Genomic DNA, 22,532 nt, shown 5'->3' with positions numbered 1-22,532 from the left:
GAAATACAAAATTCCTCATGAACTCTATTACAAATTATTAATGATGATGCTCGCCCCCAAAGTTAGCATAACCAGCGTTTCTTGCTTTAATTTCCTCCAAAATTTGGTCATGATGCTGACTTATAAAACTGATGACGTGTTGCTTCCACCAGGTAGAATCAAAAGGATGATCTATTATTTCTCTTGATGTTTGCAACAGATCTTTGATTGCTTGTTTTTGGCTGTCATTAACTGGTAATGAATCCACTCTGGAAAGAGATGGAAGCGTTATTATTGAATTCTGTAACGCTTTGGATGGATTTGGATCGTTCAATAGCCGCAGTTGCTCTGTTGTATAGGCGGGAGCAACCACAGCCATCTCTCTGTCAATCAATACTAACAAGGATGCAAAGGCAGGTAACCCAAAAGTATCTCTATCTTTACTCGCTGCTATCACCTTAATTACCTGAATAAGTTTAACCTTAGCCTGCCCCAACATTTTATAAGCATTTTCTCTCTTTTGCAAAGTATCAGCAGTCCTTACTAATTGTGCGCATCCTGCAAAATCGTCAGAAGATTTTATTAACTCTTTCACGAGTGAATTTGCATCAACAGTATTCTGAGCACTTGCCGTTTCTGACATTGACTTATCCAAAAACTTATTTGCATCAGCGTTATCAATCTTATTATTCCCCATAGCTTTCTTTAGCTCACCAATGGATTTTGATGCACTGCCCGGAGCATTTGCGATTCCTTTTATTGTTGAAGATATCGCTAAAATCCTGTTGGCAGAATCATCTCGCATTTCCTGAAGATTATACTCCTGACCAGGTTTTTTACCTTCATTATAAACTTCTTTTCCATATTTTAAAGATACAGAATCCTGTTTAGATCTCGCTTCAGCCATCTTCACATTATCACTGGCTTCAGGAGCAAGCCAGTTTTTCACGGGACTAAAGAAACTATCGTCTTTGGCTCTTTTTGCTTCTTCTTCTCTGAAGGTCTTGGCTTCTTCTACATGTGGGTCTTTTACTTGCGGAGACCCGGACCACACTGCAAGCATTTTATCCCGCAGTTTCTTATCCGCTTCTACTGCCAGCTTAAAGGCCAGTCCGAAGAATATACTATTTGTATGATCCTTTGCTAACTGTGAATGTGATGCATTTGCTAGTACCTTTGATGGTGTGTTATTCAGAAGTGCTTGACGTTTCTGGGCATCTGCAAGATTCTTCTTTGGATCAGGAGCTTCTCCGGTTATCGATGCTGTCATTTCCTGCATTGGACTAAACTTATTTCCTCCAGCATTTACAATTTCATTCACCTCTTTTTGTCCTTTGTACAGTGGAGTATCCTGAACTTTTACACCAAGCATCTGACTCTCTATTCTGTCGGATGTAGGCTTAAGTACCGTAGTATTTATTGTTGCTACAATTGCATTGTGTACTGGAGCAAGAATATCAAGCACCGGAACATACTTGTTTATTTGTCTGATGAGTTCATAAAGGTCACTTACATTGCCGGATTTAACAACCGTGTCGATATTATCTTTCCCAAGCCCTGAAATAATGGGGATTTGGGCTCCCTCAATAGCCTTTACCATTTTAGCCCTTAACGCAGGATTTGATTTTAGTGCATCCATTTTTTTCAGAGAAGCGCTCACTAGTGCTTCCTGAGCCTTTCTTTCTCCTTCAGATCCGGCAGGAGCAAGTCCCATTCTCAGCATTTTAACACCTTCACTTCCAACAGACTCAAGTGTATCCAGACTGGTAAAAGTACCTGTTACCAATGTTGGTTTTCCATCTGCTGTTTTAGAAGAAAGCGTTTGTACCTGGCGCTCCTCTCCTTTAAGCTCCGGAAGCACGCCGGGAGATCCATCATCTTTGATCGGAGGATTTTCCTGAAGAATTTTATTCAATGCAATCTCAATATAATTGGAATGAGCAAACAAGTCTTCTACAGCATGCATAGCTGCTCCAAAATGTACAAGTCCTTCAGATGACCTGCCTTTTAATGCAGCAAGCTCAAGTCTTTTTTCCACGTGCATATTGGTTCTCCTGATATAAGCCATCACCCCACTGTCATCCACAGAGAAAATATTCGCACCTAAAACCGATCCTGTAAGTGGATCTGTGTTCTCCTGAGAAGTGACATATTCACTTGGCCTTTCGGGATACTTCTCTGTTCCAAATCTGTCTTTTTCTCCAGAATTATTAAGATTACTGCTTACTGCAGGAGCAGATGTAAAATAATCAGCACCTGGTACTTGACCTGCAGGGTTATCTATATGCTCTGATGGAATATAATACCCAAATAGTTCAGGATTAATCTCTCTTCCAAACTTCTTAAGGGCCAGAATCTTGATAAGGGCAAAGGCTCCATCATTACCAATGGCATCTGCAAAAGCCGGCACCATAACCTGATTCATATCTCTCATCCAGTTTCCGAAATAAGTCATGGACACCTCTTCATTGCTAAACTCCTGTCCGTCTGTCCTCTTTTCTGTTAGAGCCCTTCTTTCAGCAGCCTCATGACCGGGTGCTTCAAACCTTTGTACAGGACTATCTTCAGAAGATGAGGCTGGTGCCACAGCTCCAACTTTTGCTGTCTTTTCCCCCTTTGCTGCTTTTTCTCCCATTTCATCAGCCTCTTTCTCCAGTCCTTCATCATCATTGATATTTACTCCTTTCTTCTGAACGGTTGGCTGTACCCTTCCTTCACGCTGCTGAACAACATGAGTTAGTTCATGGCCAAGGAGCTCTTGACCTTTCTGTGATTCAGGATTATACTTGCCGGGAGCAAAGTGTATATCATTGCCTTGTGTATAGGCATATGCGTTAAGGTCTTTTGATTGTGATGAATTCTTGTGAATGTTTACATCAGAAAAATCCTCTCCAAAAGATGACTCCATTTTCTTTTGTATTAACGCTGGCATCTTGTCAGATGATGAAGTATAGTCGTTTTGAGAAGCCTCTTCCGAATGGTTCATTGATGGAACAGGACCTTTACGCTGAACAGGTTCTTCTTCTGATTCCTGTAACTGTATGGGCACTGGACCATAGCGCTGTACAGGCTCCTCCTCTAAATCAGTCTGAAGTTGTAATGGCACAGGACCATACCTTTGAACCGGCTCCTCTTCTTCCTCCCGCATTTGTGGAACAGGACCACGAGGTTTATTCTTGTCTTCTCCACCCTCATCCCCATCCCATTTTCGCTGAAGCACCTCTGCTAGTGGAGACTCTGATAATGTCTCCTGTTCCGGACCTGCCTCTGCTTTTTGAACAAGCTTTTGCTCGTGGCCATTGGTTTGGGCTTGCTGAGTATGATGAAGATTTTGTTTTCTATCGGAGTTCTGACGACTTCTGTTTAAAAATTCCCCCATAACTGAGCAATTTTTCTATTAAAAATTTATACAAAAGCGAGAGCAATCAAGAAACAGGTTAACCATACCAAAAATGTCAATGTTTCAAAAAATTAGCCCTCTGCTTCGATTTCAAAATATAAGTAACTGATCTCTAATGTATCAATTTATGGAGGGAATTAGAAAAACTTTGACACATATTTCAGATTTTATCGTCAACGACTAATATGACACCTTAAAACCTTCTGATTATCAAAGGCTAATAATTAAATAAAAACTGTGAATTTTGGGGCCAATTAGAAGTAATCTGAGGGCCTCGGGTATTTTTTAGTTTGTGGATGAAATGAGATATCTTTCACATAAAAGATGATTCTTAAAGACTATTGGGATCAAGCCAGGTAACACCTGCTTTATTTAATTGCTTCCAGATCAAAGGCAATGCTTGATTTGCTTTCGGATGTATGTCGTGAAACAATAAAATGCCTTTTCTCCAAACAAGCATAAGGGTTATTATTCTATCTGCAACCTCACTGGAAGAGATCTTTGCATTCCAGTCCTGTGAGTCTATATTCCATAACATAACCTTAGAATTATTCTGCTCAAGAAAATTTATCACCTCCTGTGTTCTTTGTCCATAAGGAGGCCGAAAGTACATGCTCTTCTTTCTTTCAGGTATAACACTGTCGATAATGTTAGCAGTAAATGAAATGGAAGACTTCCATTCAGGATACTTCTGGTGAGACTTATGAACTTTACCATGTGAACCGACAATATTTTTTCCATATAAAGCTTTTAGTCTATCATCAGAAGTAACCTTTCTTCTTGCATAAAACATATCGCCTAATACGAAAAATACTCCATTGATATTATTTTGTCTCAGAGTAGAAATGAGTTTATCAGTATTACCATTAACGTGAGTGGGACCGTCATCAAATGTGAGTAAGAACTGCTTGTCTCCAAAATTATTCCCATTAATTTCATCTGTATCCAGATTCAATATTTCACTTGTTGTGCGGGGAAAAAGTGCAGCAAGTCGCATTTGCTCATATACATAACTATTATAAAACTCCTTTGCTTCAGTGTACCAAGCTTTAAGGTTATCCGGCATGGCCTTCTCCTGTTGTTTGGATGAGTTCACTAATCCCATCCAGGAAATAGGTGTAGGAATTACAACAAAATCATGTTTTCCCGCAGGTGTGAGACTTTTGAAATTCGTTTGTAAAATTTCTTTTGTCTGCTCTTTCCATTTATTAACAGACTCTATAGCAACTTTCTCTAATCCGAGGTATTTCTTGAGGGAATCAATATGATTGCATTTATCCTGATCGTCCAGAACATTGATCAAAACAAGCATTTCCATCCTTGATGCAAAATCGAATTCGTAAACAGAGTTAATCTGATACGGCCATAAGCTTCTGTTTATTTTGGCTATTTTTTTCGGACCTCCCGCTAACAGCGAGGAAGCAAAAGAAACTTGCAGGAGAAAAATAATAAAGATTCTTTTCAACAAAGAATTCATGGAACTGATCAGATTAAATTCAAAAATATATAAAAAGAAAATCTCCCCCGATGGAGGAGATTCTATGAAAAACTATTTACCGGTTTTATCTTTCATTCGCTGAATGCCGTTATCATACGCAGTGTTTTGCTTCCTTTCCTTTGCCCAGGTATAGTGCTGAAGGGCGTCTTCCCAATGTCCCTGACTTTCGTAAATTTTAGCAATGTTGTAATAAGAGCTCGCCTGAATGGTATTGGTTTGAGGACCATGTGCCAAAGCAATGGCTTTTCTGTTTGCCCAAATTGCCTCAGCAACTCTATTTAACTTTTGGAAAGAAAGGCCAAGGTTGCTATAAGCCTGTCCATTGTTAGGGTCAAGCTCAATGGCGTTTTGATAAAATTCAACAGATGCCTCCAGGTTCCCTGCATGGTAAGCTTCTTCTCCTTTTCTGTTAATTCTGGCAGAAGCATCAACATCTTGCTGTGAAATCACCGGCTCTCCACCAGCAGCATTCGGACCTCTTTGTGCTTCAAGAACTCTTTCTACATTATCAGAAGCAACATCCTGAAATTTATTTATATCTACAAATGCTCCATTTTCATCAATCATGAAAACAGTCCACAAATTACCTGATTTGTTACCTTTTGGTACAGCGTAAGAACGTACCAGTGTATTTCCTATGTATACAAATACTTTTGCATTGCTGATTGAAGAAAGGCTATGGCTTCCCGTTACACTTCCATCAGAAAAATTATGCACTGCATAAACATACTTTTGTCCTTGAGCTTTCTTTTCAATAGTGACAGTTTCCGGCCCATATCCGTTAGTGTCATCAACATCAAGGTTTGCTCTTGACCCTTTCTTTTTTTGAAAGAAAATATGATTTCCAGGATAAGATAAATGTGAATCAAGATCCTGAGGACTGTTACCCCAGTTAAGCACAACTCTCAATCCGTCCAACTCAGTCATAGTAGGACTTAGAGCATAGGTAAGACCTTTAACCGGACCTTTGGTAACCAATGTTGAATAACCTTCTTTCTTAATAATAAGAGTAACAGAAGCATCGTCAACACCTCCAAAAGGAGAAGGTATACTAATTTTTCCCGAAGGATCTGTCACAGCTGTAACGGAAGCTTCTCCATTCTTTTGGAAAATTATTGTTGCCCCTTCAATCGTTTTATCTTTAACAACAGCGCTCAAAACCTGTATTTCTGTTTTATTCTGAGCAAATGATTGAGCAACACTTGCCAATGTAGTCAAGGCAAGTAAAAATAGATTCCTGAACTTAATGTATCGCATGGTTTTAAATGTGGGTGATTGTTAACTATGTTTTGAATATTAATAAAAATAAAATATACGGAAACAAATGGCACCAAGTTGGTATCACTCAGATTATTAAAAAGGCGCATAAAAATGCGCGACCTGGTTGATCGAACTCAAATAAATTCTGTTAAATAAAAAGTATACTATAATTAATACTTAAGTGATTAAACAAAATCAAAAGCGTCTGTAAAAGCCTTCTTTAAAACTGAATATCATCCGGAGAGAAATGTTCCTTCATATCAACCGGTACTCTCTTTCGAAAAATAAAAACCTTGGCAGTAATATATCCTTTCACATTAATTACTGCAGATTTAGTTATCATTAGCACTGGCAATGATTTCATAAGCTGAGTCATGTCCGCTGTAAAAGACATTGTATAGCTTTTTTCTGACTTCGCGTCAAGGACGACTCTATTGGCCATGTTTACCTTGCCGATAGATTTTCCATTAAGAAAACCCTCAAGATCACTTTTCTTAATTTTGATTCTATAACCATTCGGGTTATTGATTTTTACTCCCACATCTACCTTCACCATTGTATTTGTTCTTTCAGCCAATGTAACTGATTCTATTTGCGTTACTTTTACTTCCTGGAACGGTTTGCAGCAAACAAACAGGAGAACAAATAATAGAGGATAAAGATTGATTATTTTTTTCATGTTATACAGTGGATAAAAAAATAACTTCGGTTTCTTAATGATGTTTAAGCTTTTTATACTTCCTTATTCAGATGGGCTTCCAGACGATCAATAAAAGATATCTGAGCTTCCATTATTTTCTTTCTTGCTTCTGCCGGAGTGAATAATTCTATTCTATCAACTTCTACAAAAACAGCCATTTTTCCGGATCTTGGTGGCCATTCTATTTCGAAAGAGTTTGAGGTAAAGTTTTCCACCGATTTCTCCTCCCCTTCAAAAGCCCAGCAATATACTTTTTTTCCGGATTTCTGCCGAACAAATGAAAGATCAATCAAGGTATCTTTTACCGGGATTCCGGTTTCCTCATTAAACTCTCTTTTAGCTGCTGCTATAATTTCCTCCTCCGCTTCTACTTGTCCTTTGGGAATAGTCCAGCTGCCTTCATCTTTATTTTTAAAATAAGGGCCACCCGGATGCGCAAGCAACAATCGGAACTCCGGCTGAAGAACATACATTAATAGGCCTGCACTTACTTTCATGAGATATATTTAACAAGGGAACGCTCCTGACAGAACAGATTATTATTAAAATTTATTTTTATCACTTAAACTCAAAAACACGCTTAGGCGCCTACGCCCCTTATGGACAGTGAGACGCCAAGCATGGCGTCTCTACAACTACCGACTTTAAGCTTTGTGCTTTCAGCTTTTCGCCTTTTCCAACTCAACTAATCCTGCTCCAGTTTAAATCGTTCTTGGAGAAAGAATTAATCTGCCGCTTAATATTCCTGTTTTCGTCACTATCAAGATTAGGATCTTTGTCGATAATTTCTTCTGCTGCCTTTCTTGCTTCCTTTACTATTGCAGCATCTTGAGACAGATCTGCGATCATAAGATTTGGGACTCCGCTTTGTTGTGTTCCTGCCAAGTCTCCAGGTCCTCTTAATTTTAAATCTACATCTGCAATCTCAAATCCATTATTGGTTTTAACCATTGTCTCTAGCCGAACTTTACTATCGCGGCTGAGTTTATAATTAGACATTAGAATACAATAGGATTGATCTGATCCTCTTCCTACACGTCCTCTGAGCTGGTGCAATTGAGAAAGACCAAATCGCTCAGCATTTTCAATAACCATTACACTTGCATTAGGAACATTCACTCCAACTTCAATAACAGTAGTAGAAACAAGAATTTTAGTTTCCCCTTTTACAAAGCGTTTCATCTCATAATCCTTTGCGTCAGGAGTCATTCGTCCGTGAAGAATTCCAAGCGCATAATCCGGAAAGGCTCTGCTAATGCTTTCATAACCATCCATCAGATCTTTGAGATCAAGCGTTTCGCTTTCTTCTATTAATGGATAAACCACATATACCTGCCGTCCTTCTTCAATCTGATTTCTCATAAAACCAAAAAGTTTTATGCGATCCTTGTCAAACTGATGCATGGTCTTAATTGGCTTCCTTCCTTTTGGCAACTCATCTATGATAGAAATATCAAGGTCTCCATAGAGCGTCATGGCCAGTGTCCTAGGGATAGGTGTTGCCGTCATCACGAGAATGTGAGGAGGAATAACATTTTTCTTCCACAGCTTCGCCCTTTGTGCTACACCGAAGCGGTGTTGTTCATCAATAATTACAATGCCCAGATTTTGAAACTTAACATTGTCTTCAATCAATGCATGTGTACCTACTATAAAATTTAACTTTCCCTCCTCGAGGTCCTTAAAAATAACCTTTCTATCTTTTTGCTTTGTTGAGCCGGTAAGTAAAGCCATTGAAAGTCCCAGCTTGTCGGCGAATTCTTTCAACCCTTTGAAATGCTGATCTGCAAGAATCTCGGTAGGGGCCATTAATGCTGCCTGGGCTCCATTGTCGATGGCCATGAGCATGCATACAAAAGCTACAATGGTTTTACCACTTCCCACATCTCCTTGAAGAAGACGGTTCATTTGTTTACCAGAACACAGGTCTTTGTAAATTTCCCTTACAACCCTCTTCTGAGCTTCAGTGAGATCAAAAGGTAGGTGGTTTTTATAAAATTCATTCAGCAGGGGAATATTCCTGAAAACCTGACCTTTGAAATTTTCCTTACGCATCTGCTTTTGCATGAAAAGCCGAAGCTGAATGAAAAATAATTCCTCAAACTTGAGTCTTCGTTTTGCTTCATCAAGCAGTCTTGGAGAACCGGGGAAATGGATATTTTTCATTGCTTCTTTTTTTGAAAGAAGCTTATAGCGCATAATCAGCTCCATTGGTAAAGTCTCCTGAATTGCAGGCACTGCAATCTCAAGAAGCTTTTCCTGAAGCCCGGAAATTGCTCTGCTATCTAGATGTTTGCGTTTTAGATTTTCTGTAGTACTGTATACAGGCTGAAGTCCTTTATCCGGAGACTTCTCTAAAAACAGCTCCATCTCAGGATGAACTATATTAATTTTTCCGTTAAAAACATTTGGCTTACCATAAACCAAATAGTCAACTCCAGTTTTTAATGAGCTTACAACCCATTTTGCCCCCTGAAACCAGACAAGTTCAATAATGCCGGTGCCATCGGAAAACTCAGCCATGATCCTCTTCTTTGCTATAGCGCCGGCAGAAGACATCCCTGTAATTCTTCCCTTTATCTGAATATAGGGAAGCTCTTCATGGACTTCGGAAATTTTATAGATTTTTGATCGATCTTCGTACCGGAAAGGATAATGCTGAATAAGGTCTGCATAAGTAAATATGGATAGCTCCTTATTTAAAGAAGCTGCCTTCTGCGGACCAATTCCTTTTAAAAATTCGATTCTGGTTTCGAAAAATCCAGCCATTATTCCTTTAGAATTCTTTAAAGGAATAAAGGTATAAAAAGAAAACTAAATTTTTTAGTTTTTCCACTCCAGGGTGTTCATCATATGAACTATGTCGTTCTTCATATATTCAATGACGGGAGAAAGAGAATCGTTTTTAGTTGCTGTCCGGAAATATAAAGCTCCTCTCAGGAAATGTTTTGTAGAATCCGTAACATAAAACTGGAACTGACTTGGGACCTCACCTTCCAATTCAAAATAAGTAACATACTTGCCGTTATCTGTTTTGGTAACGAGTTCATCTATAGAAGTAGCTTTTTTCTGATGGCCACCTTTTAATCTGTGAGCATCAGAAAAGAGCTCGTTAAGGGTTTGTTTATTGTTATGCAAAGGTTTATAAGTAATCTGCACATTGCATTTATATTCGGGATAATAAACGTCTATCCAGTGAGGCTCAGCTAGAGGAGAAGTGTCTTTCAGTACCTCGGAAAATTTAGAAATTTCAAAAGTGTAAGGATGGTCTTCTGTTAACTTTACATATTCAGCTTTAGGAAGATCGATACGGTTATAGCCTTTTGGCTTTGGCGTGTATTCTTCTTGTTCTGTGCAGGAATATAATGCAGCTACGGATACAATAACTGATAAAAGTTTAGCTGCCTGTTTCATTAACCTCATTTGCCTCAACAATTGATACTTTTACTTTTTTTATAGTTTTGTTATTCACCGATTCTACTGTAAAAAGGAATCGTTCAAACATAATTTTATCTCCCAGCTCCGGAAGATCAGAGTTCAGCTGAAGCAACAAACCTCCAAGAGATTCTGCCTCACCTTTAACCTCTTCGAAAACTACTGGATCCAGGTCAAATACTTTACAGAAATCATTAAGAGAAATTTTACCTTCGAAAAGCCAGGAGTTATCATTTACCTTAATATAAGTTTGATCCTCCTCGTCAAACTCATCTGCAATTTCTCCTACAATTTCCTCAATAATATCTTCGAGTGTAACCAGACCAGCAACACCTCCATATTCATTCACAACAATGGCCATATGCTGACGCATTTGCTGGAAATCCTTCAGAAGGTCTTCAATTTTTTTTGTTTCGGGAATAAAATAAGCAGGACGCAGGAGTTTATGCCAGTCAAAATCAGGATTGCCCTGTTCATTGATATAAGGAAACAAGTCCTTTATATTAAGGATACCCTCTACATTGTCAATACCATCCTTGTATACAGGTATTCTGGAAAAACCATGTTTGCTGATGTTCTCCAATACCTCCCTAAATGTTTGCTCAGAACTAAATGCGGTAATATCAATGCGGCTTTTCATGATTTGCTTTACCGAAGTTTTTCCGAATTTGACCAGACCTTTGATCATTTCCTTTTCTTCAACGGTAGTTTCTTCCCCGGTTGCCGCCTCAAATTCTTCGTTAATCTTATCTAAGGGCGATTGGTTAGTTTTTACCAATCTCTTTTCAAGCAACGACATTGACTTTATTACCCACGAAAACGGATTATAAGCCATAATTAGTTGTCATTAATTGTGAACCGTATTGGCAAAAGAATAAGTTCCTGAAATTATTTTTATTCAAAACAGAAACGCCTGTCTGGATAGAAATAACCAGGAACTTACAATAATGAAATATTTTTGGAATTAATGATTCGGTGAAAAAGTTAAGACGCACAAAATCTGGTAACTTATTTAAATTGGCGGGGCCAGGTTCATCCGAATCCATATTATTATTTGTTAAGTTAAACTTAAAATATTATTTAAAAAGGTAGATCATCCATATCATCGTCTACGGAAGCTGATTGTGCTACAGGCTCAGAGCTGTATGAAGCTCTCGCTTCTCCTCCATCTGCCTGTCTTGCTCCGCCACCACCTAGCATAGACATATTTTGTCCGATAATTTCAGTGGTATATTTCTTCACGCCTTCCTTATCTTCATAAGAACGCGTTCTTAGCTTACCTTCGACATAAAGCTGATTGCCTTTTTTCAGATATTTTTCAATTACATCTGCAATCGGCCCCCAAAATGACACATTATGCCACTCTGTTTGTTCTACTCTTTCTCCGTTTTTGTCTTTATAAACTTCCGAAGTGGCTAAGGTAAAGCTTGCTACCTTTCTTCCGGATTCCATTACTCTGATTTCAGGATCCTTCCCAAGGCGTCCTACCAGAATTACTTTGTTTACACCGCTCATAGCTGATTGTTTTAAGGTTTATTAATTAAATATAATAATAGAGCTAAAGATAATTAAAAATCACATTGCTTCAAAAATCTTTGGATCAAAACAGGTTTTGGAAGGTCATTTATTTGATTAATAGAGAATTCCTTCAATTCTAATGCTCCTTTTATGGCGTTAAATGCTGTCTTGGAATTTACATTAATAATATGGCCCTGGCAGAAAAGCACTTGATGAGTTAAAATCTGTTTCATCACTTCAGAGGATTTCACCACGGTTAACTCCTTTGAGGGTAGCTTATTTAATAATTTCCCCGGATCAAGAATTTCAGAAGATTCATTATTATAAAATTCATACAATCCTTGCCATATATCCTTACTTTTCCTCTCTTTCATCAAAATCTTGTCTTTCCACCTAAAAGCCAAATAGTTAAAGTGTCTGTTCTTTTTTACTATTTTTTTATTTTTTACCGGAAGCAGAGATTGCGCATTTGTTGAAAATGCATAGCATTGAGCGGAAACCGGACAATCTTCACATTTTGGTTTTGCCGGAACACAATGGAGGGCACCAAATTCCATTATTGCCTGGTTGTACGTTGCAGGATCTTTTTTTGGGATCAGCAAATTTGCCAGCTCACGAAATTTCTTAATCCCTGAAGGAGACCTAATATCGTCATCTATTCCGAAAACTCGGGAAAGAACCCTGTAGACATTTCCATCTACAACTGCTACAGATTCATTAAAAGAAAAAGAGGCAATAGCTGCGGCTGTATATGGACCAACTCCCTTAAGCTTCAGAAGTTCTTTATATGTTTGGGGAAAAATTCCACTATATTTTTCCACAATCAGTTTTGCGGTTGCATGTAAGTTTCTTGCCCTTGAATAATATCCCAGGCCCTCCCACAATCTCAAAACCTCCCTTTCTTCTGCATTTGCCAACTTGTTCACATCAGGGTAATTATCTACGAATTTGTAGAAATAGGGCAAGCCCTGATCTACCCTAGTCTGTTGAAGAAGTATCTCTGAAAGCCATATTATATAAGGATTTTGGGTTTCTCTCCAAGGCAAATCACGCTTGTTTTTTGAGTACCAGGTAATTAATTGACAAACGAATTCTTTGTTTTCCACGTTATTATATTACAAAAGTAAGATTTAGAGAGAATTAGGAACACCGTGCAAATTTTTATTTCCCAAATTTGCTTACGAAGTAAATCAGCTCAGTATTCAGTATTAAAAATTTCCCTATTAATTAAATATAATTTATAATTATGACAAAAGCAGAAGTAATCGCAGAAATTGCTGAAAAAACCGGCGTAGATAAAACAGATGTTTCTGCAACGGTAGAGGCTTTCTTCAATGTTATTAAATCAACAATGTCTGAAGGCGAGAACATTTATGTAAGAGGTTTTGGAAGCTTCGTAAATAAGAAAAGAGCTAAGAAAGTTGCAAGGAACATTTCAAAAAATACTGCTATCATAATTGATGAGCATTTTATTCCAAGCTTCAAGCCTTCTAAAACTTTTGTAGAAAAAATTAAAACTTCTGTTAAAGAAGGTCCTGTTAAAGAAGAAAGAAATTAGTAGTTTTGAACAAAAATAAACTAATGACAAAACCACAAATAGCTCTGATAATAACCTCGGCCATATTTGTGGTTTTGATTTTTCAATTGCCGAAGGTCATTATAAAAAATGACAAGCAATTAAAATCGTCGACCCAAACAGCCCAAGACGCCTCTGTTTCCGCACCTGTTGCTCCAGACGAGCATACCAAATCTGTTAAAAAGGAGGACCTTGAAAAAATAGAGGTTCTTAGAAAGAATTATTATTCCTTTTCTAATAAAGAAAAAAAGCTTAAATTTGCCGACTCAATTTCTAGGCTCTATTTAAAAGCCATGGTTTTTGATAGTGCAGCTAAATTCTCAGGAGAAGTTGCCGCTTTGGATCCAAAGCCGGAGACCTGGGAAAAAGCAGGAGACGCCTACAATCAGGCTGCACTTGTTGCCGGAGATGCTGAAAAAGCGGACTTCAGTGCCAAGTCCAGATCTTTTTACGAGAAGATTCTGGACAACAATCCGAAATCTTATGATGTTAAAGCCAAAATGGCCATGACATTTGTCGGAGGACCTGAACCGATGAAAGGCATTATGATGCTGAGAGAAGTTCTGAAAGATGAGCCTAATAACCAGGCTGCAATCTTTGATCTTGGAATTCTTTCCCTTCAATCCAAGCAACATGAAAAGGCAATTTCGAGGTTTAATGATCTTTTGAAACTAAACCCAAACCATACTGCTGGTCTTTTATATATGGGGATTGCACAGTATGAAATGGGAAAAAGATCTGAAGCGAAACAATACTTTGAAAAAGCAAAGATGCTTAATACAGATCCTGTATTTGCTTCAACCATCGATAGTTATTTAAAGGAATTAAAATAAAGTTTACAAAATAAAATTTACAGATTATGCCTTGCGGAAAAAAAAAAAAGAGACATAAAATTGCTACTCACAAAAGGAAAAAACGTCTAAGAAAAAACAGACACAAGAAAAAATAATCCTTTTCAGTTTCCAGTTTTCCACTTTTCCGCCAGTTCAATAGTTTCTTTTGGACTGGTAATTTCTATTTGTTTATTTTTTAAAACAAAATAACTGGTTTGAGTAACGAACTCCTAATTAATGTTACTCAGAAAGGGAATCGTATTGCCCTTCTGAAAGACAAACGTTTAATTGAATGCCACTTTGAATCAAGTGGACATCAATTTAACGTGGGAGATATTTATCTGGGAACTGTTAAAAAACTTGTACCTGGTTTAAATGCTGCCTTTATAGATCTGGGATATGAGAAAGACGCCTTTCTTCATTATCTAGATCTTGGCCCCCAATTTAAATCCCTGACCAAATATTCAAAATTTGTTCAGACGAACTCTAAAGCGACTTCAAAGCTCAATAAATTCAACCTGGAAAAAGATATTCCAAAAGATGGAAAAATAAGCCAGGTGCTGACTAAAAATCAGCAGATACTTGTGCAGGTTGTTAAAGAGCCGATTTCCAGCAAAGGGCCAAGATTGTCTTGTGAAATTTCTCTTGCTGGAAGATACATTGTGCTTGTCCCCTTCTCTGATGTAATCAGCGTCTCTAAAAAAATCACCGAAAAAGACGAAAGACTCCGACTTACCAGACTTGTAACTTCTATTAAACCCGAAAACTTCGGCGTTATTATTAGAACTGTTGCGGAAGGAAAAGATGTTGCCGAACTTGACAGAGATCTTAGAACGCTTGTTAAAAAGTGGGAAGATGGATTTAAAGCCCTGAAAACTGCCAAACCCAGAGATCTGGTTATTGGCGAATTGAGCAGAGCTTCTTCTATTTTGAGGGACATGCTGAATGAAAGCTTTGATACTATTTCCATTGATAGCAAAGAAAGCTATGATGAAATCAGAAATTTTATCAAGACTATCGCGCCGGATAAAGAGAAAATAGTAAAACTGCATCAGGGAAAAGTTAAGTTATTTGAAGCCGCAGGAATTGAAAAACAACTGAAAAGCCTATTCGGAAAATCGGTCAGCTTGCCTGGCGGAGGATACCTCATCATAGAACATACCGAAGCACTCCACGTCATTGACGTGAACAGCGGGAATAAATCCAATGCGGAAAGCGATCAGGAAAATACTGCACTTGCCGTTAACCTTGAAGCCGCCAAAGAAATCGGACGTCAGCTTAGACTAAGAGATATGGGTGGTATCATTGTGGTAGATTTCATAGACATGAAGAAAGCTGATAACAGAAGAATTGTCTATGAAAAAATGAGGGAAGAGATGAAGGACGACAGAGCTAAATTTGTTATTCTTCCTCTATCTAAATTTGGTCTTATGCAGATTACTCGTCAAAGAGTAAGACCTGAGATGAACATAAGCACCCTGGAAACCTGCCCAACTTGTAACGGTACCGGGAAAATTACTGCCAGCATTCTCGTTTCCGACCAACTGGAAAACAATCTGGAATACATCATTAACAAGCAAAACGAAAAACATATTCGTATTGCATTACACCCATATTTACATGCTTATTTTACCCAAGGAATTATGTCCCGTAGGGTAAAATGGTTCTTCAAATATCAGAGGTGGATAAGAATGGAGAAAGATACTTCTCTCGGAATTACTGAATTTAAGTTTAAAAACGAACAGGGAGAAGAAATCGAAATTGTTTGATTTCTTCCCCCTGTTCATTCAGGATTTTTTATTTCTATTTCTTAGAATCTCAAGCCAAGATCAAGAGAAATCAAATCAGTGTTAATTTTTAATTTGGGATCTATAGGATTTCCATTTACATCAGTAAGATCAAATCTCCTTTTTGAAGCAGCATTGACCAATCCTCTGTTATAGCTAATACCAGCAAGAAGGTAAGTACTTTCTCCCATTTGCAATTGTATACCTGTTCCTAAAAGAATACTTGCATCAATAGGTCTCCACTTGGTGATATAAGGATCCGACAAATCTGTTTTAATATTGTTGTCCTTTATTTTAATATCAAAAGAGCCTCCAACATTAAAATATACCTTCATGTCTGTTGCAATCTCATTAGTGTACAACTTCAAATATGCAGGAAGTGCAATATATTGAAGATTATAGGTTTCTTTAGTTGTTGTTCCAGCTCCTACATATTTGATCCCTACCCTTCTTGAAGAAAACCAGACTCCTGTTACAAAAGCAGCGTTATCCCCAATCAAAAAGTAAACTTCCGGACCTGCAATAAATCTTATTCCAAGGCCGTTTTTTTTGAAATCAACGCCAGCCTTGTCGTCCGCTGAAACCCTGTTAAAACTGAAGCCCGGAGCAAACTTAAGACCCAACTTCACTTGCGAATATGATGTAATGCTTAAAAGCAGAATACAACATAATAAAAATGCTTTTTTCATAGTTTTACGATTTGATAAAAGTAATTTTGTTCAGTGTAAATATATACTTAATTTCTAATAACATGTTTCCCAGGTTTTTCATTTTTGCCTTTTTAGTCCTTGTCCTGTTCTCCTGTAAAAACGACAATCAAGGAAAGGAAAGAATAACTATTCCTCAAGACGAAAAGCCAAAACTCAAAATACACTACGAAAATCTGTCACAAGGTCTGTTTAACGTGAAGACCACTGAAGATGTTAAGGTTTTTTTGGAAAAACACCCACGTTTTAGTGCTGAATACCTCGAGGTGCCCAATGCTGCTGCTGATCCTAAAATGATTGATTTCATGTTTAATCTTTATAGCAACCCTCAGCTTAAAGCATTTTACGAAGAGTCTGAAAAATATATTAATCAACCTCCTTACTTGAAAGATCAGCTTACCGATCTTTTTGAAAATATCAAATTTTATTACCCAAATTATAATGCACCCGAGGTAAACACTATTATAACTGGATTTAAATTCAACAAAGACATTTCTGTTTCAGATAGTCTTGTTGTAATAAGCTCCGATTATTTCCTCGGACCTAAAGCTCAATTCAGACCGGTAACATATGATTATTTCCTAAGCAGATATGACAAGCCCTTCATCACTCCAATGGTCGCAATGGCGCTTTCAAACAAATTCAATGAAGTGGATTCGAAGGACGAGACTATGCTGGCTCATATGATCTATCATGGCAAAACACTTTATTTTATGGAGAGAGTATTACCGGAAACACAAGACAGCCTTTTGATTATGTATCCGGAAAAGACAGTAGAAGATATTGAAAAAAATCTGGATTTGATCTGGGGTCATTTTATTGATAAGAAATTGTTTTATGAAACCAAGCCAAGGATCATTGAAAAATATATTGGCGAATCTCCAAAAATCAGTGAAATAGGAGAGAAGTGCCCTGGCCGCATTGGTCGCTGGCTGGGATGGCAAATCGTAAGAAAGTATATGAAAGATCATCCGGATGTTACTCTTCAGGATCTTATGGCTGATAAAAATGCAAGAAAGATTTTTGATGAATCTAAATACAAGCCAAAGAAGGCAACTGAAAAATAAATGATAGCCAACTCTGACAGGCTATTTGAAAAGGGCAAGAAATTTGGAACTCAATTCCTTCTTTGAAAATTTTTCAAGAGCAAGTCGACGGGAATTAACTTGTGCCCTTTCTAATAAGTCTGCATTATTGAGATATGGTTCAAGTTTTACCCATAACTGCTCTGGCTTAAGCGGATTATAATAAAATCCACAATCATATTCTTCAACCTCCTCTTTTAACCAACCTTCAAAATTCAGTATCATAAGCTTTCCTGCAGCGATGCCATCAAAAAATTTGTTAGGGCTTCCAGTCCAAAGGGAAGGAAAACCTGCATAAGAGACATAAGAAGCATCACACAATGTTAGTACTTCCCGAATGTTTTCTTTATTCTGAAATTCAGAAAAAATGATATTGTCAAGCTCATGCGCATGTGTATAGTTCTTAATTCTTGCTAGCTCAGCACCTGAAGATATAATCCAAAAAACTACATTTCTTTCACCGGTATTTTTAAAATAATTAGCCGCTTCCGCTATTCGTAAAAGATCATTTGCTTTCCCCGCAGCTCCAAAATATCCGATAACAAACTTTCCTTTCACTAATGGATACTTTTCTGAACGATCATGCCTTTCTGTTACAAAATATTCACAGTCTGAAAAATTAGGAATACAAACTACCTTCTTTTGATCATCAGTCTTCTCAAAAATATACGCTTGAATAGGAGGGGAAAGAGCAATTATTTTATCCGCGTTTTTATAGATTGTTTTCTCAAAAAAATAAGCTGCTTTAAGAATAAAGCTATTCTTAATTATTCCCATTTCGTCCGGAACCAAGGGCCAAAGGTCCCTCACTTCAAAGAAATACGGAATGCCTTTCAACTTCTTTATCAATAAAGCAAGGATTCCCACAGTAAGAGGGGTAGACGTTGCGAATAAAAGATCTGGTCTCTTTTCAGATATGATAACTCTAAATGCTTTGTAGAAAAAGGAAAGGAAGGCTTTTATTCTTTTACTAAAACCAAAGGAATTGTCATAGGCTATCTTTATGTAACAAACTTTCACTTTTCCGAAATGCCGGATCCCTGATTCTTTATTGTGAGAAGTAATGACCAGCACTTCATGCCCATCATCCGCCAGAGCGTTTGTCAGATGCCAGGATCTTATAGCACCCCCTTCCTGTGGAGTTTTAAAATACTGATGAATGTAAAATATTCTCATTCAAAATTGAATTTAAGCCAACGGCTCAGGATAATGAGTGCCCATAACTCCGCTGTAAAATCTGCTGTTTTCCGTTCCTGATGTTCGACCATTTGGTCTACTTTATAATATGGGAAAAACCGATACAAAAGTTGATTTTTTTCTTTGAGCTGATGTAGTAAGTTTTTTCCTATATCTTTTTCAAACCAGCTCTTGAGTGGCAAGCCAAACCCTTCTTTTTTCCGCTTGACAAATTCAGCCCCGTTTTTTCTCTGAAGCAACTCTTTCAGAATCCATTTGGTGCCATTTTTAAGCAATGTATTTGCTCCCAAAGATTCAGACCAAGCTACGATATTCTTATCGAGATAAGGAACACGAGCTTCAAGACAGTGGGCCATTGTCATCTGATCAGTAAGGCTCAATATGTCATTTACCAGATAATAGTTTTTGTCATAGTTCAGCGCTGACTCAAGCAACTGGTCTTTACTCCAGACTTCTCCAAACTCTTGCAAACGGAGAAAATCCCTGAATTTCAAATTGGAAAAATTAAAAAAAGTTGTTTGAGGATCATGGTCAATATCATTCAAAAACCTTGATATAAGCCTCAAAGATTTTGATTTGTATGAATTAAATTCACCTAAAAGATGGCCAGTGTGAATTGCTGCTGAACTTCTGAAATATTTTAGATAAATGCTGAAAGCCTTATGCCTGTTATATCCGGCAAAAACCTCATCGGCACCAGCTCCGGATAGAACAACTTTTACATCTTCAAACGCTTTTTCTGAAATAAGATACGTAAGCAATATTGCACTATCTGCGATGGGCTGATCAAGCCTTCGGATTATTTCATCCAGTCGGTCAAGATCTTTAGCTGAAATCTGAACCGTCGTGTGTGATGCCTGATATTTTTTTGCTGCAAGTCTGGAATATGAAAAGTCTTCCGTGCCTGCCCATGCCTCATCTTTGTTATTTACAATACTATAAGTCTTTACCCCGCTTCCAAACAACTCCTTTGAAACAGCCAAAAGCAATGTTGAGTCAACTCCTCCGCTGAGAAAAATTCCTGATGCTCCGGTGGAATATGTCTGTTCCCTTATAGCTTGCTGAATTAATTCCTCAGATTTTTCTAAAATTTCTTCTTTTGAATATTGCTGCTTCTTAAAAGGATATCCATTGGAAGAATTCAATTTATAGGATTTAGATTCTTTCTGAAAATGATTATTCAAATGAATAAATTTGCCAGGCTCCAGCTCAAAAATATTTTTGAAAAATGTATTTGGACGCTGCGCATACTTAAAAAGGAAATAGTTATAAATTTCTTTATCATTCAGTTCTTTGCTTACAAGCCCTGTTGCCAGAATGCCCTTTATTTCTGAAGATGCGATAAAGTATTTTTCATCTTCAAAGTAATAGATAGGCTTTATTCCTCTCTCGTCTCTGCAAAGGCTTAGTGTTTCTTTGGCATGGTCATAAAAGGCAAATGCAAACATTCCGTGAAATTCATTTGCAGCCTGAATTCCATTTTTTATGATTTTATAAAAAACTGTTTCGGTATCTCCATCTGTTTTGAAGGGAAAATCATTAAGTATGGTGCTTTTTAATGACTTGAAATTATAAACCTCTCCATTATAAGAAATAGCGTAATTCTGATCCTCGCTCACCATTGGCTGATCCGCGCGACTAAGTGGGTCTGTAACTTTCAGCCTGTTATTTCCTAAATATATATTGAAAGAAGAATTCCGGAAAAAGCAAACACCCGAATGATCCGGTCCACGATGAACCGTAGCGGCATTCATCTTTTTGATGTAGCTGTCATCAAGCAGACGCGTCTTATCCACGATTACATTTATTCCGCACATAGGTCAAAACTTCATTTCTTCTTGTTTAGCTGAAGGTAACTTTTGGTAGTATTTACAGATAGACGTAAGAGGACAGAGATGGCATTGAGGATTTCTTGCCAGGCATATATACCTCCCGTGTAAGATCAGCCAATGGTGACTTTTATGAATAAGTTCTTGAGGAATATGTTTGACTAGTTCTTTCTCTACTTCCAGAGGAGTTTTTGCTTTTTCTGAAACTAGTCCGATCCGCTTGGATACTCTGAAAACATGTGTGTCTACCGCCATTGTTGGCTGGTTATAGATCACAGAGGCTATAACATTGGCTGTTTTTCTTCCTACTCCTGGCAATTTTTGAAGGTCCTCTACTTTCTCCGGTACCTCTCCATTGAAATCATTGATGAGCATTCTTGCCATTCCTGCCAGGTGTTTGGATTTATTATTGGGATAAGAAATACTTCTGATAAGTTCAAATATTTCTTCTGCAGGAGCATTTGCCATAATTTCTGCAGAAGGATATCTTTCAAATAATTTGGGAGTTACCATATTCACCCTTTTATCAGTACACTGCGCACTCAGAATAACGGCAACAAGTAATTCATAGGGATTGTTATAATTTAATTCTGTTTCAGGTTCGGGAAAATTTTTGCTAAAATGATCCAGGAATTTTTCAAAGCGTTCTTTCTTCAGCATCAGAGCATCTGGAATGTTCAACCCAAATTAAGCATTACCATTGAAAAATCCTTTTGATCATTATAATCAATAACTGGATTGAAACACCTAACAGGTTGGTTAACAATGGTATTTTTTATTCTTAATCTCGGTTCAATTTTAGAAAAATAGAGGATTTTCAGATTATGAAAAAGCTTTTTAAAAGAAAAAAGGGTCCTAAACCAAGACCCTTTTTAGTTTTTAGCGATGAACGTAAGTTTTTGAAAAGTTGATGATTTCATCGATAGACTTTTGAGAAGGCTCAGCTTTAAGACTTAGCATAGAACTTTCCAGTTCAAGCAGCTCAGCATAAAAGAGCGCCAGGTCGTTATCCTTAATGAGGGCATGCAAAATTTCGTCCCTTTCTTCATCATTTACTTCATTGTAAACTAAACGGATTACATCATTCTGGGTAAAAATTTTTATCATAGGCTACATTTTGTTTTTCGAGCTTTTTCCTCAAATTAATGAGAGCGTAGCGCATCCTTCCCAAGGCCGTATTGATGCTAACTCCGGTTGCATCAGCGATTTCCTGAAAACTCATTTCGCCATAATGTCTCATTAACAGAACCTCTCTTTGAGGTTCTGGGAGAGTTTGAATCAATTTCCTCAGAATTGCATGGGTTTCGTCTTTTATTTGCAACGATTCCGTTGAATCTTCTGAAAAATCGAGTGAATTGAAAATATTCGACCCATCCTCCATTATTATAGTAGGATAACGTTTTTCTCTACGGAAATAGTCTATCGCCAGGTTATGAGCAATTCTCACAATCCAGGGTAGAAACTTTCCTTCCTCGTTATAATCTCCGGATTTAAGTTTTTTAATAGCCTTGATAAAAGTCTCCTGAAGCAGGTCTTCGGCTATGTACTGATCTTTAACAATGAGATAGATGGTAGTGTAAACTTTTGTTTTATGCCTTTTAAGCAGTTGAGCAAAAGAGTTTTCGTCACCACTGATGTAAAGCGATACCAATTTAGCATCACTAATAATAGCAGCGTTTTTCATTTTCAATTCCACGTTTAGTTAACGTAGTAGTCTATCTCGATATT

The 22,532-nt window shown here is 37.5% G+C and carries 20 protein-coding genes; 4 read left to right on the top strand and 16 right to left on the bottom strand.

What is annotated here, in order from left to right:
• Nucleotides 1-37: 37 nt before the first annotated feature.
• From K350_RS30835 to mutY, 10 genes are all read right to left on the bottom strand, one after another.
• Complete coding sequence (locus K350_RS30835; RefSeq protein ID WP_051312899.1) at nt 38-3,358, bottom strand: eCIS core domain-containing protein; 3,321 nt, start codon at nt 3,356-3,358, stop codon at nt 38-40.
• A 352-nt stretch (nt 3,359-3,710) separates the two neighbouring features.
• Complete coding sequence (locus K350_RS0105935; protein WP_028979121.1) at nt 3,711-4,856, bottom strand: polysaccharide deacetylase family protein; 1,146 nt, start codon at nt 4,854-4,856, stop codon at nt 3,711-3,713.
• A gap of 72 nt (nt 4,857-4,928) precedes the next feature.
• Nucleotides 4,929-6,134 (bottom strand): tetratricopeptide repeat protein, encoded by a 1,206-nt coding sequence (locus K350_RS0105930; RefSeq protein ID WP_028979120.1) that lies wholly within the window; start codon nt 6,132-6,134, stop codon nt 4,929-4,931.
• A gap of 223 nt (nt 6,135-6,357) precedes the next feature.
• On the bottom strand, nt 6,358-6,816 hold the full coding sequence (locus K350_RS0105920) for an LEA/WHy family protein (protein WP_028979119.1): 459 nt from the start codon (nt 6,814-6,816) through the stop codon (nt 6,358-6,360).
• 53 nt (nt 6,817-6,869) lie between these two features.
• Nucleotides 6,870-7,334: an NUDIX hydrolase gene (locus K350_RS0105915; RefSeq protein WP_028979118.1), complete on the bottom strand. Its 465-nt coding sequence runs from the start codon at nt 7,332-7,334 to the stop codon at nt 6,870-6,872.
• Nucleotides 7,335-7,518: 184 nt separating this feature from the next.
• Nucleotides 7,519-9,606, bottom strand: a complete 2,088-nt coding sequence (gene recG, locus K350_RS0105910) for an ATP-dependent DNA helicase RecG (RefSeq protein ID WP_028979117.1) — start codon at nt 9,604-9,606, stop codon at nt 7,519-7,521.
• A gap of 54 nt (nt 9,607-9,660) precedes the next feature.
• Nucleotides 9,661-10,251 carry a gliding motility lipoprotein GldD gene (gene gldD, locus K350_RS0105905; protein ID WP_037574042.1) on the bottom strand — a complete coding sequence of 197 codons (591 nt, stop codon included), beginning with the start codon at nt 10,249-10,251 and terminating at the stop codon, nt 9,661-9,663.
• Nucleotides 10,235-11,107, bottom strand: a complete 873-nt coding sequence (locus K350_RS0105900) for a CBS domain-containing protein (RefSeq protein ID WP_037574039.1) — start codon at nt 11,105-11,107, stop codon at nt 10,235-10,237. The genes gldD and K350_RS0105900 overlap by 17 nt, the downstream gene beginning before the upstream one ends.
• Before the next feature lie 245 nt (nt 11,108-11,352).
• The gene (locus K350_RS0105890; RefSeq protein WP_028979113.1) at nt 11,353-11,787 is read right to left on the bottom strand and encodes a single-stranded DNA-binding protein; all 435 of its coding nucleotides are present in this window, start codon (nt 11,785-11,787) and stop codon (nt 11,353-11,355) included.
• A 53-nt stretch (nt 11,788-11,840) separates the two neighbouring features.
• On the bottom strand, nt 11,841-12,896 hold the full coding sequence (gene mutY, locus K350_RS0105885) for an A/G-specific adenine glycosylase (RefSeq protein ID WP_028979112.1): 1,056 nt from the start codon (nt 12,894-12,896) through the stop codon (nt 11,841-11,843).
• A 140-nt stretch (nt 12,897-13,036) separates the two neighbouring features.
• Between mutY and K350_RS0105880 the strand changes: the two genes are divergently transcribed.
• From K350_RS0105880 to K350_RS0105870, 3 genes are all read left to right on the top strand, one after another.
• Nucleotides 13,037-13,348 carry an HU family DNA-binding protein gene (locus K350_RS0105880; protein ID WP_028979111.1) on the top strand — a complete coding sequence of 104 codons (312 nt, stop codon included), beginning with the start codon at nt 13,037-13,039 and terminating at the stop codon, nt 13,346-13,348.
• A gap of 23 nt (nt 13,349-13,371) precedes the next feature.
• A complete protein-coding gene (locus K350_RS0105875; protein WP_028979110.1) occupies nt 13,372-14,199 on the top strand; it encodes a tetratricopeptide repeat protein in 828 nt (275 codons plus the stop codon).
• A 215-nt stretch (nt 14,200-14,414) separates the two neighbouring features.
• Nucleotides 14,415-15,968: an Rne/Rng family ribonuclease gene (locus K350_RS0105870; protein ID WP_028979109.1), complete on the top strand. Its 1,554-nt coding sequence runs from the start codon at nt 14,415-14,417 to the stop codon at nt 15,966-15,968.
• Between the two features lie 41 nt (nt 15,969-16,009).
• On the opposite strand, the gene K350_RS0105865 is transcribed toward K350_RS0105870, so the two are convergent.
• Nucleotides 16,010-16,675 carry a porin family protein gene (locus tag K350_RS0105865; RefSeq protein ID WP_028979108.1) on the bottom strand — a complete coding sequence of 222 codons (666 nt, stop codon included), beginning with the start codon at nt 16,673-16,675 and terminating at the stop codon, nt 16,010-16,012.
• Between the two features lie 62 nt (nt 16,676-16,737).
• Here K350_RS0105865 and gldB point away from each other — a divergent pair, with 62 nt between their 5' ends.
• Nucleotides 16,738-17,760, top strand: a complete 1,023-nt coding sequence (gene gldB / locus K350_RS0105860; protein WP_051312898.1) for a gliding motility lipoprotein GldB — start codon at nt 16,738-16,740, stop codon at nt 17,758-17,760.
• Nucleotides 17,761-17,781: 21 nt separating this feature from the next.
• Here gldB and K350_RS27595 read toward each other — a convergent pair whose 3' ends face one another.
• The 5 genes from K350_RS27595 to K350_RS0105835 all read right to left on the bottom strand — a co-directional run bounded on the left by K350_RS27595 (nt 17,782) and on the right by K350_RS0105835 (nt 22,488).
• Entirely contained in the window at nt 17,782-18,954 is a 1,173-nt protein-coding gene (locus K350_RS27595; RefSeq protein ID WP_037574035.1) for a glycosyltransferase family 4 protein, read from the bottom strand.
• Nucleotides 18,951-20,792: an asparagine synthase (glutamine-hydrolyzing) gene (asnB, locus tag K350_RS0105850; RefSeq protein WP_028979106.1), complete on the bottom strand. Its 1,842-nt coding sequence runs from the start codon at nt 20,790-20,792 to the stop codon at nt 18,951-18,953. The genes K350_RS27595 and asnB overlap by 4 nt, the downstream gene beginning before the upstream one ends.
• Before the next feature lie 3 nt (nt 20,793-20,795).
• Nucleotides 20,796-21,464 (bottom strand): endonuclease III, encoded by a 669-nt coding sequence (gene nth, locus K350_RS0105845; protein WP_037574331.1) that lies wholly within the window; start codon nt 21,462-21,464, stop codon nt 20,796-20,798.
• Nucleotides 21,465-21,683: 219 nt separating this feature from the next.
• Complete coding sequence (locus K350_RS0105840; protein ID WP_028979104.1) at nt 21,684-21,911, bottom strand: hypothetical protein; 228 nt, start codon at nt 21,909-21,911, stop codon at nt 21,684-21,686.
• The gene (locus K350_RS0105835; RefSeq protein ID WP_028979103.1) at nt 21,886-22,488 is read right to left on the bottom strand and encodes an RNA polymerase sigma factor; all 603 of its coding nucleotides are present in this window, start codon (nt 22,486-22,488) and stop codon (nt 21,886-21,888) included. The genes K350_RS0105840 and K350_RS0105835 overlap by 26 nt, the downstream gene beginning before the upstream one ends.
• Nucleotides 22,489-22,532: the final 44 nt, after the last annotated feature.

The organism is Sporocytophaga myxococcoides DSM 11118 (assembly GCF_000426725.1).
Classification (GTDB): domain Bacteria; phylum Bacteroidota; class Bacteroidia; order Cytophagales; family Cytophagaceae; genus Sporocytophaga; species Sporocytophaga myxococcoides.
This window is presented reverse-complemented; position numbering and strand designations above follow the sequence as displayed.